Consider the following 1,750-nt stretch of genomic DNA (forward strand, 5'->3'; position numbering starts at 1 on the left):
ATTCATCACCCGAAAATTACGAGTGCCACCACCAAATAGTGTTTAAGTTTGAATTGATCATTATTGTTAATTCTTAATGTGTCTGAAAGTAGCTACAGTAAAACGTATCTTATGCTTTTGTGTCAAGTGTTTATTTAAAACAATTTAGTCAAAAAAGTTGTTATACTTACATAAACACCAGTAACCCTTAATTTTAAGCAGTTTTCTTTTGATAAAATACGATTTACATAGCCATACTACACATTCAGACGGGCGTTTAACGGTTGAAGAATTATTGCATCGCGCTGTTGATAAAAATATTGATGTGTTTGCTATTACCGATCATGACACTGTGGCGGCTATCAAGCCTGCTCAGCAATTTATTGAAGCAGAAAACTTACCGCTTTCATTAATAACGGGTACCGAAGTGTCTACCAAATGGGAAAGCTTCGAAATTCATATTGTAGGTTTAAATATTGATATTAATAATATTGACCTTACTTCTTTATTAACGGCTCAGCAGCAAAAGCGAGAAGAGCGTGCACTAGAAATTGGCGCACGCCTTGCAAAAAATGGTTTTGATGGCATTTACGAGCAAGCTAAAAAGCTGGCAAAAGACGCGCAAATTACGCGCGCACATTTTGCACGTGCCCTTATTGAGCGCGGTGTAGCTAAAAATTTCCCGGGTGTTTTTAAAAAGTACTTAGGGCGCGGCAAAACAGGCTACGTACCTAGTTGCTGGTGCACCATGCAAACCGCTGTAGAGGCAATACATGCCGCTGGTGGTGTTGCTGTACTTGCTCACCCAAGTAGCTATCAAATGTCAAACAAGTGGCTACGCAAATTATTAGTAGAATTTAAAAGTGTAGGAGGAGACGCAATGGAAGTTGCACAACCTCAACAGGCGCCAAGCGAACGTCAATTTTTAGGTGAACTCAGCCGTGAGTACGAACTACTTTGCTCGCAAGGGTCTGATTTTCATTTTCCGACAAGCTATTTAGAGCTTGGCAAAAATTTATACTTACCGAAAGACTGCCAAGGTGTTTGGCAAGTTTGGGAAGGACAAGAAGGGGCATTAACATGAGTCAATTATTCCATATTCATCCTGATAACCCGCAACCAAGATTGATTAGTCAAGCCGTTGATATTATTAAACAAGGCGGCGTTGTTGTTTACCCAACAGATTCGGGCTATGCCATTGGCTGTAACATTGGTAATAAGCAAGCCAAAGAGCGCATAGAGCGTATTCGTGGTATTGAAAAAAACGATAATTTTACGCTAGTTTGCCGTGATTTATCGGAGCTATCTACTTATGCACGTGTAGATAACCAGCTATTTAGATTAATTAAAAATAATACGCCAGGGCCTTATACCTTTATTTTTAAAGGCACAAAAGAAGTCCCTAAGCGTTTATTAAACGACAAGAAAAAAACCATTGGCATGCGTGTAATTGAACACCCAATTGCTTGTGCGTTACTTGCCGAACTTGGCGAGCCATTAATGTCGTGTTCTTTAATTTTACCCGGGCAGCAGTTTACTGAATCTGATCCGGATGAAATATTAGAGCGATTAGATAAACACGTTGATTTAATTATTCACGGTGGCCATTTAGCCGAGCAAGCAACCACAGTAATCGACTTGTCGGAAGATGAAGTTAAAATATTGCGTGTTGGCTGTGGTGATACAAGCCCGTTTGAGTAATAACAAGTGAGCGAAAGTACTGCTGATACAAAAAGTAGTGAAAAGCCAGTGCAGCATAAGCTGCCACTGG

The 1,750-nt window shown here is 39.9% G+C and carries 2 protein-coding genes; both read left to right on the forward strand.

What is annotated here, in order from left to right:
• Positions 1–208 precede the first annotated feature (208 nt).
• Positions 209–1,063 (forward strand): RNase RNM, encoded by an 855-nt coding sequence (locus tag H5072_RS18535; protein WP_182694401.1) that lies wholly within the window; start codon positions 209–211, stop codon positions 1,061–1,063.
• Complete coding sequence (locus H5072_RS18540) at positions 1,060–1,680, forward strand: L-threonylcarbamoyladenylate synthase (protein ID WP_002961576.1); 621 nt, start codon at positions 1,060–1,062, stop codon at positions 1,678–1,680. The genes H5072_RS18535 and H5072_RS18540 overlap by 4 nt, the downstream gene beginning before the upstream one ends.
• Positions 1,681–1,750: the final 70 nt, after the last annotated feature.

Source organism: Pseudoalteromonas sp. SR45-5 (assembly GCF_014163565.1).
Lineage (GTDB): Bacteria > Pseudomonadota > Gammaproteobacteria > Enterobacterales > Alteromonadaceae > Pseudoalteromonas > Pseudoalteromonas distincta.